The sequence below is a fragment of the Pectobacterium peruviense genome (genome assembly GCF_003312355.2).
Taxonomy (GTDB): domain Bacteria; phylum Pseudomonadota; class Gammaproteobacteria; order Enterobacterales; family Enterobacteriaceae; genus Pectobacterium; species Pectobacterium peruviense.
The window spans coordinates 2,090,396-2,116,926 of the sequence record NZ_CP161826.1 but is presented as its reverse complement, the minus strand read 5'-3'; the positions used below and the strand labels follow the sequence as shown (position 1 = coordinate 2,116,926).

General features: G+C 50.0%; 21 protein-coding genes. 13 read left to right on the top strand and 8 right to left on the bottom strand.

All coding sequences use genetic code 11. From position 1 onward, the window contains the following. Positions 1–152: 152 nt before the first annotated feature. The 4 genes from DUT67_RS09605 to DUT67_RS09590 all read left to right on the top strand — a co-directional run bounded on the left by DUT67_RS09605 (position 153) and on the right by DUT67_RS09590 (position 4,658). Positions 153–455, top strand: coding sequence for a type 1 fimbrial protein (locus tag DUT67_RS09605; protein ID WP_113626063.1), 303 nt, complete (start codon positions 153–155; stop codon positions 453–455). A 210-nt stretch (positions 456–665) separates the two neighbouring features. Further along, entirely contained in the window at positions 666–1,523 is an 858-nt protein-coding gene (locus DUT67_RS09600) for a serine protease (RefSeq protein WP_113631647.1), read from the top strand. A gap of 470 nt (positions 1,524–1,993) precedes the next feature. After that, a complete protein-coding gene (locus DUT67_RS09595) occupies positions 1,994–3,772 on the top strand; it encodes an EAL domain-containing protein (protein ID WP_048259906.1) in 1,779 nt (592 codons plus the stop codon). A 46-nt stretch (positions 3,773–3,818) separates the two neighbouring features. Continuing rightward, on the top strand, positions 3,819–4,658 hold the full coding sequence (locus tag DUT67_RS09590; protein ID WP_113631646.1) for an EcsC family protein: 840 nt from the start codon (positions 3,819–3,821) through the stop codon (positions 4,656–4,658). A gap of 15 nt (positions 4,659–4,673) precedes the next feature. Here DUT67_RS09590 and hrpA read toward each other — a convergent pair whose 3' ends face one another. Further along, positions 4,674–8,516, bottom strand: coding sequence for an ATP-dependent RNA helicase HrpA (gene hrpA, locus DUT67_RS09585; RefSeq protein WP_368350139.1), 3,843 nt, complete (start codon positions 8,514–8,516; stop codon positions 4,674–4,676). A gap of 378 nt (positions 8,517–8,894) precedes the next feature. Between hrpA and DUT67_RS09580 the strand changes: the two genes are divergently transcribed. Beyond that, positions 8,895–9,500 carry an FMN-dependent NADH-azoreductase gene (locus DUT67_RS09580; RefSeq protein WP_113626060.1) on the top strand — a complete coding sequence of 202 codons (606 nt, stop codon included), beginning with the start codon at positions 8,895–8,897 and terminating at the stop codon, positions 9,498–9,500. Positions 9,501–9,548: 48 nt separating this feature from the next. Here DUT67_RS09580 and DUT67_RS09575 read toward each other — a convergent pair whose 3' ends face one another. Then, the gene (locus tag DUT67_RS09575; protein WP_011093566.1) at positions 9,549–9,779 is read right to left on the bottom strand and encodes a YnbE family lipoprotein; all 231 of its coding nucleotides are present in this window, start codon (positions 9,777–9,779) and stop codon (positions 9,549–9,551) included. 15 nt (positions 9,780–9,794) lie between these two features. Then, complete coding sequence (locus DUT67_RS09570; RefSeq protein ID WP_113631644.1) at positions 9,795–12,386, bottom strand: YdbH family protein; 2,592 nt, start codon at positions 12,384–12,386, stop codon at positions 9,795–9,797. A 372-nt stretch (positions 12,387–12,758) separates the two neighbouring features. Between DUT67_RS09570 and DUT67_RS09565 the strand changes: the two genes are divergently transcribed. The 3 genes from DUT67_RS09565 to DUT67_RS09555 all read left to right on the top strand — a co-directional run bounded on the left by DUT67_RS09565 (position 12,759) and on the right by DUT67_RS09555 (position 17,463). Further along, positions 12,759–14,312 carry a PAS domain-containing methyl-accepting chemotaxis protein gene (locus DUT67_RS09565; protein WP_113626057.1) on the top strand — a complete coding sequence of 518 codons (1,554 nt, stop codon included), beginning with the start codon at positions 12,759–12,761 and terminating at the stop codon, positions 14,310–14,312. Between the two features lie 485 nt (positions 14,313–14,797). Further along, the gene (locus DUT67_RS09560) at positions 14,798–16,351 is read left to right on the top strand and encodes a PAS domain-containing methyl-accepting chemotaxis protein (RefSeq protein ID WP_113631643.1); all 1,554 of its coding nucleotides are present in this window, start codon (positions 14,798–14,800) and stop codon (positions 16,349–16,351) included. A 119-nt stretch (positions 16,352–16,470) separates the two neighbouring features. Continuing rightward, positions 16,471–17,463, top strand: a complete 993-nt coding sequence (locus DUT67_RS09555) for a 2-hydroxyacid dehydrogenase (RefSeq protein ID WP_113631642.1) — start codon at positions 16,471–16,473, stop codon at positions 17,461–17,463. A 32-nt stretch (positions 17,464–17,495) separates the two neighbouring features. Here the strand turns inward: DUT67_RS09555 and DUT67_RS09550 are convergent, their stop codons facing one another. Then, positions 17,496–17,786 (bottom strand): DUF333 domain-containing protein, encoded by a 291-nt coding sequence (locus tag DUT67_RS09550; RefSeq protein ID WP_113631641.1) that lies wholly within the window; start codon positions 17,784–17,786, stop codon positions 17,496–17,498. A 570-nt stretch (positions 17,787–18,356) separates the two neighbouring features. Between DUT67_RS09550 and DUT67_RS09545 the strand changes: the two genes are divergently transcribed. Beyond that, positions 18,357–18,629, top strand: a complete 273-nt coding sequence (locus tag DUT67_RS09545) for a hypothetical protein (RefSeq protein ID WP_113626055.1) — start codon at positions 18,357–18,359, stop codon at positions 18,627–18,629. A 177-nt stretch (positions 18,630–18,806) separates the two neighbouring features. On the opposite strand, the gene DUT67_RS09540 is transcribed toward DUT67_RS09545, so the two are convergent. After that, on the bottom strand, positions 18,807–19,055 hold the full coding sequence (locus DUT67_RS09540) for an immunity protein (protein ID WP_223254566.1): 249 nt from the start codon (positions 19,053–19,055) through the stop codon (positions 18,807–18,809). Positions 19,056–19,422: 367 nt separating this feature from the next. Between DUT67_RS09540 and ttcA the strand changes: the two genes are divergently transcribed. Beyond that, a complete protein-coding gene (ttcA, locus tag DUT67_RS09535; protein WP_113631639.1) occupies positions 19,423–20,358 on the top strand; it encodes a tRNA 2-thiocytidine(32) synthetase TtcA in 936 nt (311 codons plus the stop codon). A 119-nt stretch (positions 20,359–20,477) separates the two neighbouring features. Here the strand turns inward: ttcA and DUT67_RS09530 are convergent, their stop codons facing one another. The 3 genes from DUT67_RS09530 to DUT67_RS09520 all read right to left on the bottom strand — a co-directional run bounded on the left by DUT67_RS09530 (position 20,478) and on the right by DUT67_RS09520 (position 23,900). Beyond that, positions 20,478–20,654 carry a hypothetical protein gene (locus DUT67_RS09530; RefSeq protein WP_189339464.1) on the bottom strand — a complete coding sequence of 59 codons (177 nt, stop codon included), beginning with the start codon at positions 20,652–20,654 and terminating at the stop codon, positions 20,478–20,480. Positions 20,655–21,148: 494 nt separating this feature from the next. Beyond that, complete coding sequence (gene zntB, locus DUT67_RS09525; RefSeq protein WP_113631638.1) at positions 21,149–22,132, bottom strand: zinc transporter ZntB; 984 nt, start codon at positions 22,130–22,132, stop codon at positions 21,149–21,151. 151 nt (positions 22,133–22,283) lie between these two features. Further along, a complete protein-coding gene (locus DUT67_RS09520) occupies positions 22,284–23,900 on the bottom strand; it encodes an ABC transporter substrate-binding protein (RefSeq protein ID WP_113626051.1) in 1,617 nt (538 codons plus the stop codon). Positions 23,901–24,065: 165 nt separating this feature from the next. On the opposite strand from DUT67_RS09520, the gene mpaA reads away from it, so the two are divergent. The 3 genes from mpaA to DUT67_RS09505 all read left to right on the top strand — a co-directional run bounded on the left by mpaA (position 24,066) and on the right by DUT67_RS09505 (position 26,525). Continuing rightward, positions 24,066–24,785, top strand: a complete 720-nt coding sequence (mpaA, locus tag DUT67_RS09515; protein ID WP_113626050.1) for a murein tripeptide amidase MpaA — start codon at positions 24,066–24,068, stop codon at positions 24,783–24,785. Positions 24,786–24,864: 79 nt separating this feature from the next. Continuing rightward, positions 24,865–25,368, top strand: a complete 504-nt coding sequence (gene tpx, locus DUT67_RS09510; RefSeq protein WP_005972398.1) for a thiol peroxidase — start codon at positions 24,865–24,867, stop codon at positions 25,366–25,368. A gap of 377 nt (positions 25,369–25,745) precedes the next feature. Next, positions 25,746–26,525: a hypothetical protein gene (locus tag DUT67_RS09505; protein ID WP_145984872.1), complete on the top strand. Its 780-nt coding sequence runs from the start codon at positions 25,746–25,748 to the stop codon at positions 26,523–26,525. Positions 26,526–26,531 lie beyond the last annotated feature (6 nt).

The following is a 26,531-nucleotide window of genomic DNA, read 5'->3' as shown; positions in this document are numbered from 1 at the left end:
ATCCCCTTCGAACTCAGTCTGAGTGATATCACCAAATAATAGAACGTCGAAAAAATTAGATATCGATCCAAACAAAAATTTTGGAATAGTAAAGTTTTATCACTCTGCGCCGTTTATATCATTACACTCCGAGCAATACCGAGAACATCATAATGAAAAGAATCCTGCAAATATCTGCCATATTGCTTAGCACTCTGGCTACGACATCGTATACATTCGCGTCCCCCTCTCCGTCAGCCGGTATCATCCGCTTTTCGGGTGCCATCGTCGAACCCGTCTGTGATGTTACAACGCAGTCGAGCAACGTGACCGTCAGCTGCGAACGGCAAGGAAAAGTGCAAACGCTACAAATGAAAAACAGTTCACAATACGCTGCCTTACCACAAGGCATCGGTTCCGTGAGTTCAAAAACGTTGAGTTCAGATGCACGTATCGTGATCGTCAGCTACGAATAAGACTGACGCGCTAAACCGTATGTTGATGCAAAAACGCTACGCCACTTAAGCGTGGTGGCGTAGCGTTCGATGCAGTTATGTCATGTCTATCCTTTTACACTCAATAACATTTTAATTCCCCGCTCCACACCAACAATTACATCTATAGTTAAGGCAACACGCTATATTTAGCGCCTCAAAATGACTTTTATCATAAGGCCCATTGACGACATGCGCATATCAGCCTGTTTGCTATGTTCATTATCCTTTATCGCCCCGTTAAGTTGGGCAGAATCCTCGCCAGCAGACATCGCCGCGCAGAAACAGCAGCAAATCTTATTTTTCAACCACGACGATCGGGATATCGTTCCTGACACGTCTGTCTGGCCGTGGCAGGCAATTGGTCAGTTGGAAACCGCCAGTGGCAACCTCTGCACCGCGACGCTTATCTCTCCGCATCTGGCGCTAACGGCTGGGCATTGCGTGGTCACCCCACCGAAGGGCGAGATAGATAAGCCCGTCGCACTGCGCTTTCTGGCAACAGAAAATGGCTGGCGTTATGAAACAACGGAAATTGAAGCGTTGGCGAATAAAACACTCGCTAAAAAATTAAAAGCCGACGGCGAGGGGTGGATCGTTCCGCCTTCGGCAGCACCGCTGGATTACGCCTTAATTCGGCTGAAACAAACACCGCCAGACATTCGCCCGCTCCCGCTCTGGCAAGGCAGCCGCCAAGAATTGATTCAGGCTTTGAAGGACAATGGTCAACGCGTCACGCAGGCAGGCTACCCAGAAGATCATCAGGAAACACTTTATCGCCATCAGGATTGCTTAATCACCGGCTGGGTTCACCCTGCCGTTATGGCGCACCAATGCGACACGCTGCCTGGCGATAGCGGATCCCCTCTGATGCTGAACTCGGCGGCAGGTTGGGTGCTTATGGGAATTCAAAGCTCAGCACCCGATGCCAGTGAGCGCGATCGGGCCGATAATCGCGCTGTTTCGGTTACCGCCATTCGTCAGCAGTTAGAAACGTTGGCAAAACTTAACTCACCAGAACTAAGCTCACAAAAACTTTCACCAAATTAATGCTAACACCCACTACGCAGAAACCCCTCAGTCAGGTGGAAATCGCGATTAAGCGATACTGCCTGACGCGGGTCGTTTCCCTTCGGCTTCATGGTATAAAAAAATATCTGTTCTATTCTTATCAGAGGTATAGGTTAATCATCCATATTGTCGCCCCGACAGCGGCGCGGCAATTAACCGGACTTTATTTTACGAAAGAGGTTTTTTTATAATTAGGTTTTCATTTATTCGCAGAGCATTTCTTCAGCTAAATCGGTTATCTCTGCTCGCAAGTAATGGGGAATTATCATAAATGCATATCGTACATTGAACACCGAAAACACGGCTTAAGACAAAAAAGCCACTGTCCCTTAACGGGAAGATAAAGGTGATATAATAAGTTACCTCAATTTTTAGCCTCTATGTTATTGTGTCGCCGTTAAATTAAATTGATGTTGTCGCGGTTATTATTGCGAAAAGGAAGAGTCTACATGTTAAAACATTTGAGCCATGACGAAAAAAAACGCATGCAGACTCTCGATGAATTACAAAAAACCGATATATCTCAAGACGATATTCTTCACAAACTCACGAAAATGGCCTGCCAACTGCTCGAAACTCCCACGGCGCTCGTCACACTAACCGGTTCTAAATCTCTGCATGTTAAGGCAAAAAACCATTTTCCTCTGGATGATATGGATAAAATCGGTTCATTCGACCATTTTACCGTACAAACGGGCCAAGCCTTTGTCTGCCCCGATGCCATTCAGGACGACCGTTTTAACGATAGCCCTTATGTAACTGGCAAGCCTTTTATCCGTTTTTATGCTGGTGTTCCGCTTAAGACCAAAGAAGGCTATGCCATCGGTACGTTCAGCATTATCGATTATGTTCCACGCACCTTCACTAAGGTCCAACTGCGGTTATTACACGATTTAGCCGCTATTGCGATGGTGTTAATGGAATACCGCAATGCGATTGGCCTGATTGATGCCGTGACCCTGTTGCCCAATCGCCAGCGACTGATTGATGACATCAGCCACATTACCGACATTCACGAGAATTACCTGCTTATTCTGATTGATACCATCGACATTTCTTACGCTTATGAAATGGGATGTGCGCTAGGTATGCCAACGGTAGAAGGCCTGCTGAAAGATATCGGGGTCTTTTTACGCCTTAGCTTAAATTCATCAGATAATCTTTACTCTGCCGCTGTAGGTCGTTTCGCACTACTGGTGAAGTCGAACAAGAAAGAACAGGTTCTGGCAGAGCTCGACGCTTGTGCCGAACGGATTCATGAAAGTATCGCCAGCCATATTCCGCTCAAGCTGGAGCTTTTTGTCGGCTATACTGAATTTCAGATTCCGGCCAAAGATCCCCATCAGATCCTGCGTGAGTCGATGAGTGCGCTGCGCGCCGCCATCGCCCAGAATATCCGCCAGTTCGCTTACGACACCGAGGCCGATAAGGCGCAACAAATCGCCTTTACCCTACTCAATGAGCTGGCCGATGTGTTACAGAACAATAAGCCGGGTTTGTATCTAGTCTATCAGCCAAAATTAAGCATCAAGACCAATACCGTTATTGGTGCCGAAGCGCTGATTCGGTGGCGTCATCCTACATTAGGTGAGATTTACCCTGACCAGTTTATTCCGCTAGCGGAAGGCACGACGCTAATGCGCCCGCTAACAGACTGGGTCACCCGCGAAGCGGCATGTCAGGTGAAACAATGGCGTCAGGAGGGGTTAACCTTCCCCGTGTCGATTAACGTTTCTGCCCGGAATTTTTCCGAAAATGACTTCATCCCGCGCCTCATCGCCATTCTGGAGAACCACGGCCTTACCCCTCAGGACATTGACATAGAGTGTGTCGAAACGCAGAAAATCATCGAAAGCACGGAAACGCTCGCCACCATCCAAACGCTGCAACAGCTCGGATTTACGATCGCGCTTGATGACTTCGGTACGGGGTATAGCAACTTAAGCTATCTGCGTAACATTCCCTCTACGGTGATAAAGCTAGATAAATCACTGATTAAAGATATAAAAACTGACCACAAAAGCCGCGTTATTGTGCAATCCATTATCAGCATGCTGCACAAGCTGGATTACATTGTACTGGCGGAAGGGGTGGAAAATAAGGAAACGCTCGAACATCTGGCTCAGTTTGGGTGTGATGAAGTACAGGGTTACTATTTCTCCCGACCTATCCCACCCGATGCCTTTACCGCCTGGTTAGCGGCGCGCTCGTCACAAACGTCTGCATAACAGTCCCGTAAAACGGGCCATTCAACAAACGGTATGGAGAACGCACATGACTCTTCTTACTTCAGAGGATGAGCTCGCTGTCAGAAATGCCATGGCTCTGCTGGAAGCCCCTTCCTTTGCAATACAGGCGGCGAATCTGGTTGGAAAACCGATTGAATGGAGCCTATCGAAATTACCGTCCATGGTAAAAAACAAAATACAGAATCTCGTTCACGCCGCGCTACACAAAGCGGTAAATGCCGCACTCTATACGCTGGACGATGCCCCTGCTCGCGAAGCGTCGCCAAAGACACATAAGCTAGCCGTCGCCGCATCCGGTGCGGTCAGCGGTTTTTTTGGTGCTGCCGGCCTGTTGGTTGAACTGCCTATCAGCACCACGATCATGATGCGTTCCGTAGCTGATATTGCCCGCAGCGAAGGATTTTCCCTCACTGATTTTTCCGTCAAAGCCGCCTGTGTAGAAGTTTTCGCGCTCGGCGGTACACAAGAAAGCGACGATGCGGCCGATTCGGCTTATTACGCGTCACGCGCCGTACTTGCTGATATCACAAGGCATGCCACACGAGAGTTGATCGGGATTGCAGGAAAGAAAAGCGCGGAGAAAGCGTCAGCGAGGGTAACCACTGCACAGGCAGGGAAAACACTGGCAAAACTGATTGATGTGGTCGCCACCAGACTGGGTGTCACCATGACGGAAAAAATGGCCGCGCAGATTGTCCCCGTAATCGGAGCCGCCAGCGGCGCTGCCATTAATACGCTTTTTATTCACCACTATCAAAACATGGCGAAAGGTCATTTCATCATAAAACGTCTGGAGCAGCAGTATGGCGAAGAGGCGATCAGGTCGGCTTACCTTGAGCTAAAAAAGCCATCATCGCCGACCTGATGTGATAAAGAGAGATTACCCTTCTACCTGCTCCATCGCTTGTAATACGCGCTTATCCGAGATCGGGAACGGCGTCCCTAGCTGCTGGGCAAAATAGCTGACGCGCAGTTCCTCAAGCATCCAACGCACCGCTTTCACATCGTCGTCGTCACGTCGTTCCGCAGGCAGCTTATTCCACCACTGTTGCCACGCCTGCTGAACCTGTTCCACTTTCAGCATCTGCGCCCTGTCACGGTGGACATCCTGCGCCAGCTTCTCCAAACGTCGCTCTATCGCGTGCAGATAACGCAGCACGTCCGGCAGGCGCTGCCAGCCGTTTTCGGTCACAAAGCCGCGGAACACCAAGCCGCTCATCTGGCTTTTGATATCACTTAACGCCAGCGCCATCGCCATATCGACACGCCCTTTCAAACGCTTGTTAATGGTGAAGACGGCCGTCAGGATTTGCTCAACCAGCTTTGCGATATCAACCACCGTGTCGTTCAGCTCTGCGCGTACTTTCTCATGCAACTGCTGGAAGGCGTCTTCCTGCCAAACGGGGCCACCGGATGACGCAATCAGTTTGTCCACCGAACAGGCGATACAATCATCGATGAGATCCAGCACTTTGCCGTACGGGTTGAAATAGAGGCCGAGTTTCGCCTTATTCGGCAGTTTTTCATGCAGGTATTTGATCGGCGAAGGAATATTCAATAACAACAGACGGCGCAGCCCTTGTCGCATTACCTGCTGCTGCTGGTGCGGCGTGTCAAACAGGCGAATCGCTACGCTATCCTTTTCATCAACCAACGCGGGATAGGCTTTGACAGAATAGCCGCCACGCTTCTGTTCATAACAATCCGGCAGCGAACCAAAACTCCAGACGTGCAGGCCGCGTTGCTCTAAACCGTCATCCACCACGGATGATAGCGTTTGTTGCACTTTATCCTTGAGATGATCTTTCAGCGCGTTCAGGTCTTTACCTTCCCGCTGCGTCCTGTTTTTCTCATCGAGGACGCGGAAAGTGATTTTCAGATGATCGGGCACCTGATCCCACTGCCACGCTTCACGCGGCACCGTGACGCCCGTCATCAGCCGCAGTTCACGTTCCAGCGCATCCAATAACCCTTTTTCCAATGGCGTAGTGCGCGCCAGAAACGCCTCTGCATAATTCGGCGCAGGGACAAAATTACGGCGTAACGGCTTAGGCAACGATTTAATCAGCGCGATCGTCAGTTCGCGACGCACGCCGGGAATCTGCCACTCGAAGCCCTCTTCACGCACCTGATTGAGGATAGGCAACGGAATATGTACCGTCACGCCATCCGCATCCGCACCCGGCTCAAACTGATAGGACAGGCGCAATTTGAGATTGCCCTGATGCCAGAAGTTCGGGTAGTCCAGCGCGCTCACTTTCTCCGCACCGTCTTTGATCAACATGCTCTTTTCAAAATTAAGCAGGTCAGCGTTATCGCGGCTGGTCCCTTTCCACCACTGGTCAAAATGACGCGACGACACAACATCATGCGGCAAACGCTGATCGTAGAAGGCAAACAGCGTTTCGTCGTCTACCATAATGTCGCGACGGCGCGATTTATGCTCTAAATCTTCTACCTCAGCCAGCAGCTTGAGATTAGCGCGGAAAAAGGCGTGATGCGTTTGCCAATCACCTTCCACCAGTGCGTGACGAATGAACATCTCACGCGCCAGCGTCGGATCGATTGGGCTATAGTTCACCTTACGTGCCGCGACAATCGGCAGCCCGAAGAGTGTCACCTTCTCCTGTGCCATCACCGTGCCCTGCGCTTTCTCCCAGTGAGGATCGCTATAGCTCCGTTTAATCAGATGCTGAGCCAGCGGTTCGATCCATTCCGGCTCAATACGCGCGGCAATACGACCCCACAGGCGGCTGGTTTCCACCAGTTCGGCCACCATCGTCCACTTGGGCGGTTTTTTGAATAACCCGGATCCAGGGAAAATAGCAAATCGGGCGTTACGCGCGCCGCTGAACTCTTGTTTCTCAATATCTTTCTGCCCGATATGCGACAGCAAGCCAGTGAGCAATGCACAGTGAATACTCAGGTAATCGGCCGGTTCGCTATTGACCGGTAGCCCCAATTCTTTCACCACCTGACGCAGTTGCGTGTAGATATCTTGCCATTCGCGAACGCGCAGGTAGTTAAGGAAATCCATGCGGCACTGACGACGGAACTGGCTGGAAGACAGCGCCTTCTGCTGCTCACGCAGATAGTCCCACAGATTGACGAAAGCCAGAAAATCCGAGTCTTTATCAGCAAAGCGGCGGTGTTTTTCATCCGATGCCTGCTTCTTATCCATCGGCCTTTCACGCGGATCTTGAATCGACAGCGCGGCAGTGATCACCATGACTTCGCGCACACAGCCCGTTTTACGCGCTTCCAGCACCATGCGTGCCAAACGCGGATCGATCGGCAATTGCGCCAACTGTTGCCCTTGCGGCGTCAGATGGTAGTGCCCATTCTCCGCGAGATGAATCGCACCCAGCTCCTCCAGCAAGCGCACGCCGTCCTGAATGTTGCGCTTATCCGGCGCTTCAACAAACGGGAATGCGGCGATATCACCGAGCCCGAGTGACGTCATTTGCAGAATAACGGAGGCCAGATTGGTGCGAAGAATTTCGGGATCGGTAAATTCGGGCCGCGACAGGAAATCCTGCTCGGAATAGAGGCGGATACACACCCCTGCGGCAACGCGACCACAGCGCCCTTTACGCTGATTCGCCGACGCCTGCGAGACAGGCTCAATCGGCAGACGCTGCACCTTGGTGCGGAAGCTATAGCGGCTGATACGCGCGGTACCCGGGTCGATCACATAGCGAATCCCCGGCACGGTTAGCGACGTTTCCGCCACGTTGGTCGCCAGCACAATGCGACGGCCGTGATGTGACTGAAAGACGCGATTCTGTTCCTGATTCGACAAGCGCGCGTACAGCGGGAGAATCTCGGTATGCGGCAAATCCAGGCGCGTCAACGCCTCTGCCGTATCGCGAATTTCACGTTCTCCGCTCATGAAGACCAGAATGTCACCCGGCCCTTCGCGCGTCAGCTCATCGACTGCATCAAAAATCGCCTGTAGCTGGTCGCGCTCGCTGTCGTCAGCGTCTTCCACCACGGGACGATAGCGCACATCCACCGGATACGTCCGGCCCGACACTTCAATGATCGGCGCATTATTAAAATGGCGGGAGAAGCGCTGCGGATCGATGGTAGCCGACGTAATAATCACTTTTAAATCAGGGCGCTTTGGCAGCAGTTGGCGCAAATAGCCCATAATGAAATCGATATTCAGGCTGCGTTCGTGCGCTTCATCGATAATCAGCGTGTCGTACTGCATCAACAGGCGATCCTGCTGAATTTCAGCCAGCAAAATACCGTCGGTCATCAACTTGACCAGCGTATTGTCACCAACCTGATCGTTAAAACGGACTTTATACCCGACGCTGCCACCCAGCGGCGTTTCCAACTCTGCCGCAATGCGGTCGGCAACGGTTCTGGCAGCCAGACGGCGTGGCTGCGTGTGGCCAATCAAACCATGTACACCGCGCCCCAGTTCGAGACAAATTTTCGGCAACTGCGTGGTCTTACCCGACCCCGTCTCGCCTGCGACGATAATCACCTGATGATGACGCAGCGCCTCCAGTATCTCGTCTTTTTTCTGGCTAACGGGCAGTTGTTCAGGATAGTGAATTGCCGGACAGTTTGCCCGCCGGTTCTCGACTTTCTGGCGTGCGGCGGCGATTTCCCCCTCAATTTCCTGAGCGATGGCGGCCTGAGCTTGTGGGCTGCTGACCTTCGCGGCGCCCTGCAAACGGCGGCGCAAACGTTGCCGATCGCGAAGCATTAGCTCACTTAACTGCGTAGATAATGCACTGAGAGGTGATTTCACGTTGCTCTTCCTTAATCGTTTTCTAATTCTTTTCTCTGTCGGGACGATGATCGCCACCGAATCTGGCTCAACTGAGCCTAACCTGATTTTAAGGCACTGAATTTTTAAGCCGTGGATAGTAGCACATTGTCATAAACGGCTCTAATAGCACCGCCCAGTCTTATAAAGACCGGATTTATGTCAGTACGGTCTTATGCAGGAACTGTCTTATTCAAGAAAATCGAATAAAGACCTCGAATATTTGCACTTTTCACTTTCCAAAGCACCGCATAAGATGTGACACATCAAAGGGCGTTATGTTGTCGCCCACTTCAATCACTAAAGGAATTGGCAATGAGCAAAGTATTGGTTCTGAAATCAAGCATTCTGGCAGGTTATTCTCAGTCAAACCAACTGGCCGACCACTTCACCACCCAGTGGCAGTCTGCACATCCAGACGATAGCATCACCGTACGCGACCTGGCCGCTCAACCGATTCCGGTTCTTGATGGTGAATTAGTCGGCGCACTGCGTCCTTCCGATGCCACTCTGACTCCGCGTCAGCAGGAAGCACTGAAACTGTCCGACGACTTAATCGCTGAATTGCAGGCACACGACGTGATCGTGATCGCTGCGCCAATGTATAACTTCAACATTCCTACCCAGTTGAAGAACTACTTCGACCTGGTGGCACGTGCGGGTGTAACGTTCCGCTACACCGAGCAAGGCCCTGAAGGTCTGGTGAAAGGCAAACGCGCTATCGTATTAACCAGCCGTGGTGGTATCCATAAAGGTACCCCAACCGACCTGCTGGAACCGTACCTGCGTGTGTTCCTTGGCTTCCTCGGCCTGACTGACCTTGAGTTCGTGTTCGCTGAAGGCTATGGCTACGGCCCGGATGTGGCACAGAAAGCGACCGAAGAAGCGAAAACACAGCTGTCCCAACTGGTCACCGCATAACAGATCATTGTTACCGACCTTGCCATTACATTGACTTAATTGGCTTAATTATTGCGCGCCTTCCGGCGCGCTTTTCTTTATCTCATCACCTGCCGCATTGTCGGATCTTTCCAGTAGTTGCGTCGCTTCTTTATCCGCTTTGATGTGAATCTCATGCTCGATCTTCACATTCATATTGATGGTGATCGGTTCTTTGGGCGCGGCAACCTCAATGCGCGGCACACATCCCGTCAGGAAAGCTACCGTGCAACACACCAGCACTGTCTCGCTTTTATTCATTGTTCTGCCTTGAGTTTATTCATTCGCTTGCTGTTCCAGCGTATCCCGCAAATTATCGCCAAAGCGCAGACTGCGCCATAATTGGAAAATATTCTCCTGATGACGATAGTTAAGAGTAACCTGTCGCTTCGCACTGAGCTGCGGGTTTTTCCCCTGCACCCGCGATGTTAATGTCAGCTCACCTTGGTTATTCAGGTCAAGCGTGGCATAAGAGCGCCCGATTTCCAGATAGCGCAACCAACCAATCGCCGCACCGCCCGCCAAACTTTTACTCGCTAACTCATCTGCCAATTGGTTATCCAGTCGCAGCGTCAGGAAACCATCGTTGGTAATTCGTCCACCTGCAATCAGCATGGTCGGGTGATTAAAATTCAGCGGAAGTGTGCCACTTACCCGCCCAGACAGCGCAAGCTGCTTTTGCTTCAACACGGTGATCAGTTCGCTTAGATCGACACTTTTAACGGCAAGCAGTGCCGATTCCCGCTGCGGCCAACGCAGCGTCGACAGGCCGACATGCCCATTCAATACATCCATATCAGCCTGAGACATCACCAAAGGCCGTCGCTCACTGTACGGATAGAAGCCCTGTAGATCGACGCGAATATTACTCATCCGAAACAGGTTATCCAACACGTCGATTCGCAGCGTGACGGGCTGCTTGACGCCCAGTTGCCAGCGCTGATCTTTCAGACGGTAAGGCAGCACAAAATTTACCCCGCTAACTTCGCCATCCTGTAACCACAGCCCGCCATTTTTCACCACCCAATGCCCACCCGCGCTGAATCCCTCTTTACGTGCAGCGGAAAATGCCGCCTGTGCGTAAAACTGTCCAGCGCGGATATTCATTTTCAACAACGGGGAAAGCAGAGGCTGAAACACCTTAAGTGGCTGTGTTGGCCACCATGCGCCACCGCGCAGTCGCTCACCATCCCAGCGTCCGCGCAGCCTGACCGGCCCGATATTCTCAGCCTGTAGCTGCCCCTGTAGCTGAAAGTCATTCGGGCTGCGCCCCTGCATTTCCAGCGTTAACAGTGAAGGCGGTAAATAGCCACCGTTACTGAAGTGCGCTCGCTCGGAGGCCAGTTGCAGCGCCCCTTGAAAATGCTCGCCTGAACGGGCGCGCTGCCAGCGGATCGGCTCAGTAATCGTCAGGCGCGGCTGGTGTACCGTCACAATGCCATAGCCCAGTTGGTCCAACCCACTCGACAGTTGACTCACTTCAAGCAGCGTATCCTGCCAACGACCTCGCCCGGCTACGTCCCACTGTCCTTTCAACGGCGGCAAGTGTCCACTTCCCCAATAGCGCCATTGCCACTGTCCTTGATCCGGCCAGAAATCCTGCGCCTGACCGTCAAGGTGCAGATTAAAGCGCCCCCAGTATTCTTCCCGCGCCTTCACAATCGCCTGTAGCCGCCCATTCACACCCGTCGCACTGACTCTGACGCCAGCCAGCGGCCAACGGGCTTCTTCAAGATAAACTTGTGGTGCGGGCGTTCCCCAGGCACGTAGCAGCGCGCCCGGTAAAAGAGAGAGTTCGGGGTTGAGAATAGAACCCTGCAAAATCCCCGGTAGCGTCGCCGTCAGGGAGAGCGCCGGTAAGTTAGCCTGTCCGGTAAGCTGAAAGCGCAATTCACTGTTGAGCAAACCGATATTGCCCGGCCCCAGCACCAACACAGCATTAGCCTTGCCGTTATGTCCTTGCGTCAGCATATTCAACCGCGCATTAATCGTGGTGGCATCCAGCCCTTGCCGCCAGTGCTGTAATGTCATCGCCAGTTGCCCAGAGAGGGGCTGCTCCGCATAAGGCCAGCGCCAGACGCCGTTAGTGACCTGAATAACGTCATCCGTCAGTTGCCACGGCAGCGAGATTAGCGGCGTCTCATCATTCGCGGCATTCAGCACCAGTTCGCCTTGCTGATTATGCCAATCCAGCAGGAGCGAAAGCGGGTCCGGCGTCTGCCCTGAATCCAACTTTCCGGTGAGCCTCCCTCGCACCGGTGCGGCATCCAGCGTGTCGGACAACGCCATCTCACCACTGACTTGCAGGCGCACAAACCCCGCAGGCGTGGCGAGCATGCTCTCGTGCAGAGTCAAACGTGTGTCATTGAGTTCGGCCTTAAACGCCAACTGATCGCCCTGATAATCGAGCGTTTGTTGCTGTTTGCCATCACTACTGAATCTCACCTGCCCGGCATAATCCTGCCAGGGCTGTAGCGTAAATGTCTTTACCTGAATATCGGCGGCAGGCAGTCTCCGCTGCCACTGCGATAGCTGTGCCGCGGGTTCAGTGCCATTACCTGCTGGCACATGTTGCAGGCAGTCGCTGTTTAACGTCACGGCATCAATATCGGCATGCCACCGCCAGCTATGCCAACGTAACGTCATATTCCGTACGTCAAATAGCGTGCACTCCCCAGCCGTAATACGGAACCCCGCGCTATATAGCCCACCGCCCTGCCAGCTGGGTGCCCCATTCACGGTCAAGGACAGACCCGTCGGTAGCCAGATGTCGGCAAGGCGCGGCAACCACTGCGGCAGTGTTCGCCAGGAAAGAAACAGCAAGGCGACGGATAGAAAAACGATTGGAAGTGCCTGTTTTTTAATCATTAGCAAATATTAAGCATCCCGTTTAATGTCCGTAAAAACCCGTACTGAATTTATCTGTTGATCATTCACTCACAAACAGCTCTTTTTATTAACAAACAACCCTATCCAACTCACATTTCCCCCTATTGTGCGTACAGACTTATAACCCCTTCGTGGTAAAATGTTTAATTGAGGTTATATTTTGTAATGAATCGCGTTATCTCATCATGAACAAAGCGTTTCTGGACGGATATCAGGATTATCTCCTTTTGTCCGAATCGCCTTAAAAGAGCAATGAGCAACCTGAACCATTACCGCTATCCGCTGATTCATTGTCGTGGGTATGCCTCATGTTAAATCAGTAATCGGACACAGCATATCAAGGACTGCTTTATGCGTAATAACACCCCTGTCACCGACCATCAACTCCCTCTTTCTGAAAAAACCAGACTCATGTCGGTCACCACGCCAGAAAGTCATATTACCTACGCAAACAAAGATTTTATTGATGTCAGCGGCTATACCACTGATGAGCTGATGGGGCAGCCCCATAATCTTATCCGACACCCGGATATGCCACCAGCCGCCTTCGCGGATATGTGGAAAACACTGCGCGCGGGCAATATCTGGACGGGGATTGTAAAAAATCGGTGCAAAAATGGCGATTATTACTGGGTGAAATCCAGCACAACGCCGTTGAGAAAAGGCGGTGAGATTACCGGTTATATGTCTGTGCGAACCGCCGCGTCACCCGATGAAATCCGTCAGGCCGAGGCGCTCTATGCCAGTGCGAACGAAGGTAAACTGAAATACCGCACATTCCATCACGGTTTGCTGATTTTTACTGGGCCGTTACGCATCTTGAGTCTTTTTAAAACCATGCCGCTGCGCTGGCGCATCCGCAGCTATTTTCTGCTCTTTAGCCTGATTCCATTAATCGCCGCCTATTCTCTGTTGGCAGGAACGGCATTAGCTTCTGTGCTTTTTCCGCTGCTCATTGCCTGCTGTTTTGTCAGCGGAGAGCTTCTGGTGCACCATGTCGCACGCCCCATCGAACAAATCCTGGCTCAGGCCATGCGTTCCGCTGCCGGACAGGCAGATAATCTAACGCAGCTTAATCGCGTGGATGAGATTGGCATGTTAATGCGCGCGGTAAACCAGTCCGGTATGAATTTCCGCACTTTCGTGGACGATGTGAACACCAATCTGAGCGAGTTGAAAAACGCCTGTAACGAAATCGCGCAAGGCAACCATACGCTGGCACAGTGCTGCGAGGAGACCGAAGAAAGCCTGCAACAAACTGCCGCGTCGGTGGAACAGCTTACCGCAACAATAAAAAGTAATGCAGAAGCCTCGCTTCAAGCGTCTCTCTATACGCAGGATGTGAATCAGGCGGTGAACTCCGGCGAACAGGCCGTCAGCCAGGTCTCCGATACGATGGAGACGATCACCCGCTCCAGCGAACGTATTACGGATATCGTCAGCGTCATGGATAATCTGGCGTTCCAGACCAACATTCTCGCCGTGAACGCCGCCGTCGAAGCCGCACATGCCGGAGAACAAGGTAAGAGTTTTGCGGTGGTCGCCAGTGAAGTTCGCTCGTTGGCACAGCGCAGTGCCTCCTCCTCCAGCGATATTTCGACCATTATTGACGAAACGCTGAATAGCATCCGCACCGGCGAACAGCAAGTCTCACACACGCACAAATCTATGAGCAATATTCTGCTTCAGGTTCAGCACGTCACTAATTTGATGAATGAGATCAGCCTCGCAACGCAGGAACAATCGTTAGGGCTGGAGCAAATTAATGAAGCGGTAAATCGCATTGATGAACTCACGCATCAGAATACCGCATTGGCCAGTCAGTCACATTCCGCTACCGATCACCTGCAACAGCAGATATCGAGCATGGTGCAAGCTGCCTCGGTCTTCAGCCTTTCCCGCTAATCTCATCTTTACGGGTGCTCATATCAGGGTACCCGTCTCTTTCTCTTCATATCATTTCCCGCGGCTCTTCAACATGTGTTCCCCACCGTGCAAATTCGCAAAGGCATAATATACTTAGCAAATGAATGCTTTTGGTCATCAGCATGTGTGTTTGCAGCAAGTCTGGTCGGACAACTACTTTCCGAAAGAAAAAATAACGGAAGAAACTAATGAGAATATATAAATCCCTGAGCTAATTATTTCTCAGAAATTGCCGTTAATTAAATAGCATTAATCGCTTTTCAGTTAGCTAATGGATTTAAAAAATATCACGTTTATACCCTGAATAATTCGAGTTGCAGGACAAAACGCTATCGTTTTTGGCAATGTAAAGCGTCAGTCCGTTAGGTCAAAGCTCACCACGGGCCGAGTACTTAAAGACGTCAACGCACAGGCACCTTGAAGAATGACGGGTTTATGCTTGCTTATACTAAAAGGATCAATAAATGCGTAAGAATTTTCCTGTCAGCGATATTCAGTATTTATTAGATGAAAAAGCCAAGCTAATGTCGGTTACGACCACCGATAGTCATATCACGTATGCAAATGACGATTTTATTGATGCCAGTGGTTACGACTTTGAGGAAATCCTCCACCAACCTCACAATATTGTACGTCACCCAGATATGCCTCCGCAGGCGTTTGCCGACATGTGGGCAACGCTGAAGGCAGGTAAAATCTGGACGGCAGTCGTCAAGAACCGCCGCAAGAGTGGCGATTACTATTGGGTGAAGGCCAGTACGACACCGCTGATGAAGGAAGGGAAAATAACAGGATATATGTCGGTGCGAACGCGTGTTTCTCAGGAAGAGATTCGGCAAGCAGAAGCGCTTTACCATCAAATGAATGAGAGTAAATTAAAAAACCGCCGACTCTTTCAGGGACTCTTGATTTATAAAGGGCCGCTAAAATTCCTTAGCTTATTTAACGTCATTCCCGTACGTTGGCGGATAAGAAGCTACGTTTTCTTTTTTATGCTATTCGCGCTTCTTTTCTTACTGGCTACCCTTCCTCTCACTACACCGCTATTAATTTTTGTTTTAGTGCTGCTCACTGGCGCGATAATAACGAGCGAATTATTAGTTCAACACCTAGCAAAACCACTGGAAAAGATTCTACGCCAAGCCATTAATTCTGCATCTGGCCAGGCGGATAACTCATTTCAACTTAATCGAGTGGATGAAGTGGGCATGTTATTACGCGCCGTTAATCAATCCGGCATGAATTTCCGCACGTTTGTCGATGATGTCAACGGCAAACTAGCCGAGCTACGCCACGCCTGCGGCGAGATTGCTTCCGGGAATTACACGCTCAGCCAACGCTGTGAAGATACCGCGCAAAGTTTGCAATCTACCGCGTCATCAATGGAAGAGTTAACGGCAACGATTCAAAGTAATGCGTCTGCTACACAGTTGGCGACACGCTGTGCGAATGATGCCAATCAGGCCGCCGACGCTGGCGAGAAAGCGGTCAGCCAAGTAACAGAGACGATGGCGACCATGACGCGTTCCAGCAAAGAGATCACCGACATCATCAGCGTGCTGGATAATCTGGCGTTCCAGACCAATATTCTGGCGCTTAATGCGGCAGTAGAAGCAGCTCACGCTGGAGAACAAGGAAAGAGTTTCGCCGTGGTTGCGGGGGAAGTTCGTATTCTGGCACAGCGTAGCGCTGCTGCCGCAAAAGACATCGCGGAGATTATCGACACCACGATTGCGAATATTCACACCAGCGACAAATTGGTCAACCATACCAGCCAGTCAATGCAAAATATTTTAACGCAGGTGCAGCAGGTTACGCAGCTTGTGAATCAGATCAGCCTGGCGACACAAGAGCAATCACAAGGGCTGGGGCAGATTAATTCCGCAGTGAACAACATTGATGAATTGACGCGCCAGAACACCATCTTAGCGACACATTCCAGTTCTGCCATCAACAGCCTGGAACAGCAGATATCTACCATGTCCGAAGCCGTATCGGTCTTCAGCATCCCTCGCTAAATCCGTTCTTATGCAGTTATCACCTCTTATTTTCAAACCGTTACTGTCAGTAAGGTAACGGTTTGTCACCGCCCAATTTTCTGATAGCTTAATCTGAGGATTTTTCGGAGAAACTATCAATGAAACTGGCAATTTACAGCACTAAGCAGTATGACCGTAAATATCTGGAACAGGTCAATCAGCAGTTTGGCTATGAACTGGAGTTTTTTGATTTCATGCTGACATCGCGCACAGCGAAAACAGCCGCGGGCTGTCAGGCCGTCTGCATCTTCGTGAACGATGACGGCAGCCGCGACGTGTTGACCGAACTGGCGGGGTTAGGCATTAAAACACTGGCGCTACGCTGTGCAGGCTTTAACAATGTCGATTTGGAAGCCGCTAAGGAGTTGGGTATCAGCGTGGTACGCGTTCCCGCGTATTCCCCTGAGGCCGTCGCTGAACATGCCGTCGGCTTAATGCTGACGCTTAACCGCCGCATTCACCGCGCCTACCAACGTACCCGTGACGCAAACTTCTCTCTGGAAGGGCTGATTGGATTCAATATGCACAACCGGACGGCAGGCATTATCGGCACCGGTAAAATCGGCATCGCCACCATGCGTATCCTGAAAGGTTTTGGCATGCGTCTGCTGGCCTTCGATCCCTATCCGAATCCGCAGGCGTTAGAATTAGGGGCGGAATATGTCGATCTCAAAACGCTGTACGCCAACGCGGACGTTATTTCTCTGCACTGTCCACTGACGCCAGAGAATCATCACCTGCTGAATCAGGCGGCCTTTGCACAAATGAAGAATGGCGTCATGATTGTCAATACCAGCCGTGGCGGACTGATCGATTCACAGGCCGCGATCGATGCGTTAAAGCAGCAGAAAATTGGCGCGCTGGGTATGGACGTTTATGAAAACGAGCGCGATCTCTTCTTCGCCGATAAATCTAACGATGTAATCCAGGACGATATTTTCCGCCGCCTATCGGCATGCCACAACGTCCTGTTTACCGGACATCAGGCTTTCCTGACCGAAGAAGCGCTGATCAGCATTTCCCAAACCACGCTACAGAACCTAAAAGACATCAGCCAGAATACGCCCTGCGCAAATTTGGTTACTCCTTAAGGTTTTCTGCGGCAGTGCAGACTGCCGCACACTCACCCCGCAGGACAACTTCCATTCATCAGCGATTGTTCGCTACAGCGCTTGCCATTGGCTAACTGGCAGGCTCCCATGCTCGCGCCATCAAGCTGCCGAGAGATCGCCATCGTCCCGCCAATCAATGTACAGCTGACGTCAACCGGAGAACTGCTTTTCAGCAACACGGCGGTACTCTTATCATCATTTAGCGTAGCGTCTTGTTGGGCAGCCGCAGTATTTTCACTATGATTACTGCATCCCGCCAGCAGGAGCGCAGCAGCAGCACATAGCCATGGAAACAATTTCATGTTTTGGCCTCGTATCGGATGGACCATAGATTCTGACGCCACATTGGGCACCAAAATCTGACGAATAGACTTTTCAGACAAAGACTATATCCACCACACCCCACATCGGCAACACATCATGAAGTAAAAGCGGCGTCAATCGCCTAAAATCCGCATCACAGAAAGACGACAACGTCGCCACTTGTCGTTTGGAAAGGTGCTCTGGACTCCGAGTTTTTTCGCAATCGGCACTCTTCCATGTACCGCTTTTTAACGAAAAAAATAACAGACAATATATCGCCAGTTCTCTATTGAAAGAATCAACATGGCGCAATTAATTTCAAATTTAATCATTTCATTTTAAACAATTAAATGATAGAGGATTTATTTTCTTTCTTCATTAAATACAATGTTCACCTTGACAGCCTTTATTTACTTTATCGCTATTTTTTCCTTTTATTCATATAAGCAAGGCAGCAAATTCAATTGATAAACAAAAATGAATGCCATAATCTTATTTTACTGCTCTCCGAAAGACTAATAGAGCATCACAGCAATTAAATTATCAATCAAATTCAATGAGGTGAAATAATGTCAGAACAACTTCTTGGTGGATGGACTGCTTTCCATGATTTGAATGATGCAGATAAAGCGCTTTTTAAATCCACCGTGCATTTACTGGGCGTGACCTACACACCTTTGTTTGTCGCAACACAGGTGGTATCCGGCACGAACTACTCCTTTCTGACGAAAGGCACGGTAGCGTCTCCAGAAGCACCGCTGAAAATTGTCAAAATCCATATATACAAACCGCTAAGCGGCGATGCGCACATTACTAGAATTGAAGAAATTCTGCCGCAATAAACAGTTCATGGAATAAATTTCGCTACGGCTAGTTTATTTACCCTACTAGCCGTAGCACCGTTTTACGGGATATTTTCGACTTACTATAATCGCCTCCTTTCTTACCTTAACTCCACCCAATTTTGACGACGTTCCTCTTGATGTGAAAAATTAAGAAAAAAAGTGACTGACCTTCAACTAAAACCCGTATTTTTTCTCGGTCACAAACTGTGGTTCCTTCCAATTAGGACCTTTTACAACGGTTCCATGTTTATTTTCAAGGACACCGTTGTGGAACAGTTTATTGTATTTATCAGAAAGTTCACCACTGGATACAACATCGAAATTAGTATAGGTATAAAGTCTATCCAATTGTCGATAGTCTGATGTTAATGCGAAAACCGTAAGAACATCATCCAAAGTTTCATTTTTAATAATTTCTTTCATATCAGCCACTTTTCCCTCCTATTGGAAAACACAATGCCCCAGCACTGTTTTAGCGTGCCGCCATCAGGATTCGGTAAAGATCGTAAATCCTGCCTTAATCATGAGGTGATTGAAACAAGCTCTCTCAATTTTCACGGCCTAAGCATCAAACCGTAGCTGACATTACGCGATAACGTTCCTATAAGACGACGAGCACAAAGCAGCAACGCCCCCCACTCATCGTGGTAATTAGGAACACCGCTGTAAAACGATCTGGCATTCGTCGCCGTAATCCGTACCATACACGCCATGATCGTGCAGACCGTGTTGGCGTCTGCGCTGAACCGTTTTCCATCCGCAATGCCTTTTGCAACGAGCACAGATAAAAATGTCAGAAAATCAACAAATTAACCATAAAGAACAATACAACCTCAACAAATTGCAAAAGCGCCTGCGTCGTAACGTCGGCGAAGCTATCGCTGATTTCAATATGATTGAAGAAGGCGACCGCATTATGGTCTGCCTGTCCGGCGGGAAAGATAGCTTCACCATGCTGGAAATTCTGCGCAATCTGCAACAAAGTGCGCCCATTAACTTTTCTCTGGTCGCGGTGAATCTGGATCAGAAGCAGCCAGGATTCCCGGAACATGTTCTGCCGCAATACCTTGATACCATCGGCGTGGAATACAAGATCGTCGAAGAAAATACCTACGGAATTGTGAAAGACAAGATCCCAGAAGGGAAAACGACCTGCTCACTGTGTTCACGTCTGCGCCGCGGGATTTTATACCGCACCGCGACGGAACTCGGCGCAACAAAAATCGCCCTTGGTCACCACCGCGACGATATTTTGCAAACGCTGTTCCTGAATATGTTCTACGGCGGAAAACTGAAAGGTATGCCACCGAAGCTGATGAGCGACGACGGTAAACATATCGTCATCCGCCCTCTTGCCTACTGCCGTGAAAAAGATATCGAACGCTTTGCTGAAGCTCGTCAATATCCGATTATTCCGTGTAACTTGTGCGGTTCGCAGCCCAATCTGCAACGTCAGGTGATTAAAGACATGCTGCGCGACTGGGATAAACGCCACCCTGGCCGTATTGAAACCATGTTCAGCGCTATGCAGAACGTTGTTCCTTCTCATCTCGCCGATCACACGCTGTTTGATTTCAAAAGCATTCGTCAAGGTAGTGACGTCGTGGATGGTGGCGATCTGGCTTTCGACCGCGAAGAACTACCGTTACAGCCTGCTGGCTGGCAACCGGAAGACGATGACGAAATACCGTCAATTACCCGTCTTGACGTGCTGGAAATAAAATAAGCGCGGCTTATCGCCCAAAATGGCATTACCGCTAAGAATAGGGACACGGTGGCAAGAAGCAGCAATTGCTGTTTCACCACCGTGTTTTTTATTTCCGTTTTCCACCGAATACCGTGCCGCTATCTATCTTGCGGTGGTTCAGTAATAGGTTCATGTTCTGGCCCTGTTGGTGACGGGTCAGGAATGGGCGGTGGATCGGGAAACGGATAAGGTGACGGGTCGTTCGGTACAATAGGAATCGGTTCAACCGGAACCGTGTCGGCTTGCAGGTAATCCATCGCGCTTTGAATGCGCATATTTTCCTCCTCGGTGTTGGATAATGTTAAGGCAAATCCAGCTACTGAAGCAGTACAGACATGCGTTACAGCTGGCCGAGCAGCACCAGCGCTTCCCTTTAAGCGTAGTAAGCTAATGAATAAAATGCCAAAGGCATTTTACAACGTCGCCTGCGACGGCCCGAAGGGGAGTGGCGCGTTAGCCCACTATAATAAAATGCCAAAGGCATTTTACAACGTCGCTTGGGGTGAATCAGGAAGGAACAGGATCGGGGGACAAAAAAAAGCCGACAAAACTGTCGGCATGGTGTGAATCAATTGTGCTATGCAGTAATTCAAAAAAGGAAGTAAGACAATATGGAGCGCAACGCCCATCGCTTGACGTTGCATTCACCTGCGGGAATGATAGTGCCGCACAATAAGGTAAAAAATGTTGATATTGCTCAATTTACGCGTGGTTTTTTAGTCGTTCACGACAGTTTGTGATTCTCTGCGCACCCACTCGCCGCAAGTCCCTATAGCCATTTACTGCGTTTTAACCACCATGCAACGCCGCCAACCAATATCACCAACATCAGGCAGAACGTGACAAAGCCAAACGGCGCATCGCCACCGGGAATCCCTCCCAAATTGACGCCAAATAAACCGGTTAAGAACGTTGTCGGCAGAAAAACCATCGCCAAAAGCGACATCGTATAGGTACGACGGTTCATGGCTTCGGTCATCAAGGCGGTAATTTCATCCGAAAGCACCGTGGTGCGAGCAATGCTGGCATCCAAATCCTCCAGCCCTCGCCCTAATCGATCGGCGATCTCCTGCATTCTGCGGCGGTCGTCATCCTGCATCCAGGGCAGCTTCTCGCCGGAAATACGCGAGAAGACATCGCGCTGTGGCGTCATATAGCGGCGTAACACGATAAGCTGTTTGCGAATTAGCGCCAACTCGCCACGCGGTGGAATCTTTTGTTCCAGCAAGTCGTCTTCCAGATCGATGATTTTCTCATGCAAATCATCAATAAACTCGCTGGTATGATCGGTCAACGCTTCCGCAATGGAAACCAGCCAGTTTCCGCTGTCCGTCGGGCCATTGCCTTCCTTCAGGTCGGTAAGAATCTCGTCGATAGCCAGAATCTTGCGGCGTCGGGTAGAGATAATCAGCTTGTCGGTAATGAATACCCGAACGGCCACCAGTTGATCTGGCCGCGCATTGGCATTCAGGTTAATGCTGCGCAGCGTGATCAGCGTACCTTCGCCCAAACGCGTGACTCTGGGGCGGACGCTTTCCCCCGCCAACGCATTACGTACGCTATCAGGTACCACTGTCGTTTTATTCAACCAGCGTGCGCTGGCTGGCAGTGTAGAATCCAGGTGTAGCCAGCAGGGTTTCTCGCTGTTGACAACCTCCTGCTCGCCAATCGGGGTAATCCCCCCCTTTCCGTCCAACTGATACGCATGAACCGCACCGCTGTGTTGCAACTCTTTTCCTGCAAAGGATTCCACGTCTTGCCTCCAACGGTTTTTGCTATCAGTTCTTTACCTATTATTCATTCTTTTACTATACGTTTTTTACTACCCGCTCTGCGTTCTAGCAGCCGGAAGGACCACCATGGCTGCTCCGGCTTTATTGCTACATTATTCAATGTATTCGTACTTAATGCTTTTCAATGTAGAGCATATGACTGTACGCCACATCTTCAGGGTTAGTAATCGGATACCCTTTCACCCACGGCTTAATCAAGCGTCCGTTAGTATATTGATAGATCGGTGCAATCGGTACTTCATCCATCAATATCTGCTCTGCCCGGTTGTAGTCTGTATTCAGCGCCTGCGGGTTAGTCTGGTTACCGGCTTCATCCAGCACACGATCGTAATTCGCACTTTTAAAGCGTGCGATATTCCCGCTGTGGTGCGATGTCATCAGAGAAAGGAACGTCGAGGGTTCGTTATAGTCACCGACCCAGGACGCGCGCACGACGTCAAAATTACCGCTATTGCGACTGTCGATGTAGGTTTGCCACTCTTGATTGGATAAGCGTACGTCTACTCCCAACGTTTTCTTCCACATGGACGCTACGGCAATCGCGATCTTCTGGTGGCTTTCCGAGGTGTTGTACAACAGCGAGAGTTTCAACGGATTATTTGGGCCATAACCTGCGGCCGCCATCAGCGCTTTGGCCTGCGCATCCAACTCATCTTGAGAGTATTGCTGCAACAGGCTTTCCGTCGGTTTGAAGCCTGCGGTGACATCAGGCGTAAAGTGCCAAGCCGGTTTTTCCCCTGTGCCCAGCACTTTTTCGGCAATCACTTTACGGTCGATGGCATAAGACAGTGCTTTTCGTACCCGCACATCACTGGTGGGCGCACGTTGCGTGTTAAACGCGTAGTAATAGGTGCCAAGCTGATCCGGCGTATAAACCTGACCGGGTAAATCTTTCAGCAGCTTCTGATACAGATTTTTAGGGAATGACTCGGTGATATCAATATCCCCGGAAAGATAGCGTTTAGTCGCGTTCGATTCCTGATTGATCGGAACAAATGTCACCTTTGTCAGGCGCGTATTGGCGTTATCCCAATAATATTGATTCTGCGTAAGTACCAGTTTCTCATTAACAACGCGATGATCCAGCTTAAATGCACCATTTCCGACCAGATTTCCCGGCTTCGTCCAGTCGTTCCCGAATTTTTCTACCGTGGCTTGATGGACTGGAAACAGGCTGAAATTTGCCGTCAGGCTGACAAAATAAGGTACTGGCTTGCTGAGTTGTACTTTCAGCGTGTGATCATTAACGGCCGTCACGCCAAGTTGATCGGCGGGCATCTTGCCCGCAAGAATCTGTTCGGCATTCTGAATCCCCGCGAGCCGAGCAAACCAGGCGAATGACGAGCTGTTTTCAGGGGTGACCAAGCGACGCCAACTGTAGACAAAATCGTTTGCCGTAACGGGTTCACCATTAGACCAGCGGGCATTATCACGCAGGGTAAAGATAAACGTACGGTTATCGGTCGTCTGCCAGCGCAGCGCTACGCCTGGGATGATATTTCCTTTGGCATCCTGATTAACTAGCCCTTCAAACAGATCGCGCGCCACCTGTGCTTCCGGCAGCCCCACCGCTTTTATCGGATCGAGAGAAGCGGGTTCATCTTTAATGTGGCGGACGATTTCCTGTTTTTCAGCCAGAACCGTTCCCGCCGGAACCTGCGCCGCGACAGCGTTGCCTGTCATGGCCGCCATCAACGCGGCATAAAATGCAGAATATCCATAGTGCATGATGAGTTGACCTGAAAGCGTAATGAATTGATTGAAGAATATAATAGTCAGAAATCATCGCTATCATCCAGCGATACGCCTGCAATTTGTCAATCCACATCACCGTTTGCGTCTCTGGGGCGATTTTTTTATGATGAAACGCATAGGTAACCACTGGGCGATATCATGGAAAATACAATCATTCCTCTTCAGGCACGTCAGCAACGAGGTAATTTGCCATCGCTGGGCGAACCTTATGGGAAATCGCTACTGGGCGCACCGCTACTCTATTTTCCCGCTGAATTAGCGCCTTCAGAAAGCGGGCTGATTATTGCCGGGACGCACGGTGATGAAACCGCGGCGGTTGTGGCGTTATCTTGCGCGCTTCGTACTCTATTTTCAGGACAGCGCCGCCATCACGTTATTCTTGCGGTCAATCCCGATGGCTGCCAGCTGGGCCTGCGTGCCAATGCTAACGGTGTCGATCTCAATCGCAATTTTCCAGCCAGTAACTGGCAACCGGGAAATACGGTATATCGTTGGAATAGCGCGGCAGATGAACGTGATGTCGAGCTATCGACCGGTGAAACCGCAGGTTCAGAGCCGGAAACGAAAGCCCTTTGCACACTGATTGAGAAACTTAATCCTCGCTGGGTTGTCTCTTTTCATGAGCCGCTCGCGTGTATTGAAGATCCACACGATTCCGAACTGGGTCGATGGTTAGCGCAACAGTGCGAGCTACCATTAGTGTCCAGCATCGGTTACGACACACCGGGCTCTTTCGGAAGCTGGTGCGCCGATCGTTCACTCCATTGCATTACCGCTGAGCTTCCGCCAATCTCGGCAGATGCGGCCAGCGAATGCTACCTCAACGCGATGGTTGCGTTGCTAAGCCAGCAATTTTAATCGTAATTTTTATACCAATGTTGCTAATGTTGCCCTAAACTGAGCAGCGTGTTAATCACCTGTAATTAAGGACGCAAACATGTCACAGAACGTACATTTTCAAGGCAATCCTGTGCCAGTAGCTGGGTCATTCCCGGCCAAAGGAAGCAAAGCGCCAGCATTCACTCTGGTAGCTAAAGACCTGTCAGATGCTTCACTCAGCAACTATGCTGGCAAGCGCAAAATCCTGAACATTTTCCCAAGCATCGATACCGGTGTTTGTGCCGCGTCCGTGCGTAAATTTAACCAGTTGGGTTCTGAACTGGATAACACCGTTGTGCTGTGTATCTCTTCCGACCTGCCGTTTGCACAGTCCCGTTTTTGCGGCGCAGAAGGCCTGAACAACGTGGTTGTACTGTCTACTCTGCGTGGCGGTGAGTTCAAAGAAAGCTACGGCGTTGCTATTGCTGATGGTGCATTGAAGGGTCTGACCGCTCGTGCTGTCGTCGTGCTGGATGAAAACGACAACGTGCTGCATAGCGAACTGGTGAATGAAATCACCACTGAACCTGACTATGACGCCGCATTGGCTGTTTTGAAATAAGCCATACCGTCAGTTATTCATACTGATGATAGTGAAGAAACGGCTGCGCAAGCAGCCGTTTTGTTATTTTACTTTTTATTCATCAAAGCTTTATTCCACAAATAAACATGGGTTATTCCATGTGTTAATTTCTAGCAGATCATGAACTTTTCTTAATACTTTTCTTATCGTTCTTATGATATGAATAGATTCGTTGATATTACTCTGCATAAAATACATGTTGCACTTCCTGTAATATCCATCGAGCCGTTACTTTATAAAAACAAAGGATAAGGATTTCCCTCATATACCCATCATACATCAAGATGCATGCGTGTTGGCTGTAGCTATAACTATTTAGGGTATAGCGGTAGCTTTATTCAAAGGAGTGATTGCTGTTGAAAAAATTATTAATTCCCCTTCAAGTAGTCGTTTTATTTTCTGGCCTCGCTTTTAGCCAAAACAGCGAGGCGGCATTCACGTTTGATCCACAAAAATGCCACGATCCGGATCCAGAGGGCAAAGCTTATGTTGCCTTACGTGATACGGTATTCCATATTTCTATCGATCAGCTCAGTATCCTGCACGATCCTGTTTTACGCGATGGCGAAACTCTGCTACTCCCGCCCGATCCTAGCGAGCCTCTTGGCTGTAAAGGCAATCCGCTAAGCCAGCAAAGTGTATTGTTCAGCCGCAATTTCAACGGAAAGTTGGGCGATCGTCCTGACTGGCCAAAAGTCTGGCCGTTACGGAAACTTCAGCTATTCAGTTCAACGCCGAGTCATTGGGGGCTCCATCTAGACGAGCGCCATGACAAGATGTGTGAAAATCGCTTAAAACAGACAGGTCTGATTCCCAACATGACGGCCTGTTTATTTGAGAAGAATCCTGAACGCCCGGATCGATATGACGTGGAGGAGGCAGGAAGCTGGCTGATTGATCCTGAGGTATATTCTGCTCCGTTTAATAAGAGACTCGCTATTTTTTGTATGTTTGCCATTTCTGGAGGAACCGACTGCGAAGTCGGTTATAAAATTTCCCCTACGGTGAACCTTAGCTATGAGTTTAAACCAACAGAATTACCGCTTACTCAGGTTATTAACTTTGATAAACATCTGAGAGCCGAATTAGAACAGGCGATGGTTAAAGATTATCCCTGGAAGAAGAGCGCCCCCTAATTTAAT